At 71.4% G+C, this 761-nt stretch carries 1 protein-coding gene; it reads right to left on the reverse strand.

Annotated elements, in window-relative coordinates:
* Positions 1-328 precede the first annotated feature (328 nt).
* The coding region (locus tag ACU8YE_RS23740) for a periplasmic heavy metal sensor (protein ID WP_446929780.1) at positions 329-761 on the reverse strand (433 nt) is incomplete at its 5' end.

The following is a 761-nucleotide window of genomic DNA, read 5'->3' on the forward strand; positions in this document are numbered from 1 at the left end:
GGGCGAGCAATGCGGCCTTCGGGTCGGCGGGCGGGGCTTCGTCGGCGCGCGCGCCGAGACCGAAGCGGTTCAGCGCGATCGCGGCCGGCGTGGCGTCGTTCGGGTGGTCCATGACGGGCTCTCTTGCGGTGCGTATTCACGTTCAACGCAAGCACGCCGGGAAATCCGTCGCGGGGCGGGAAAATATTTTTTGCTGTGGAAGCGCCGGGCGGAAATCGCGCAACACGGCGGCGTGGATCGTCAGCGGACAACGACCGCGCGATTCGCCGGAACCGGCGCACGCATGACGCACGAGCGGCGCGCAGATCGCGCGCCGCCCACGCGCGGCTTACTCGCTCGTCGACGCGTCCGGTTTCTTCTGCAGCCTCGGCGGCAAACGCCAGTTGCCGCTGTGCTGCAACCCGTCGACGAACTTCGCGCGCTCGTCGGGCGTCAGCGTCGCCGCGAAATCGACGACGCTGCGCTCGACCTGCGCACGCATCGCGGTGTCGGCCGCGCGCGTGCGGTCGAGCGCCGCATCGATCGCCGCGCGATCGAGTTGCGGCGCGGCGAGCAGGTCCAGCACGGTGATCCGGCCGTCGCGCCCTTCGCGCGCGAAATCGCGACCGCTCTTGCGAGCCGCCTTCAGCGCCGCGGCGAACTCGCGCTGCCGCGCATCGGGCAAGCCGTCCGCCGCGAAACGCAACGCGGTGCGCGATGCGGGCGTGCCCGCCGCATGCCCGTCGCGGTGAGTCGAGAACCATTGATACGCGCCGCCGCCG

Source organism: Ralstonia sp. VS2407 (assembly GCF_052950655.1).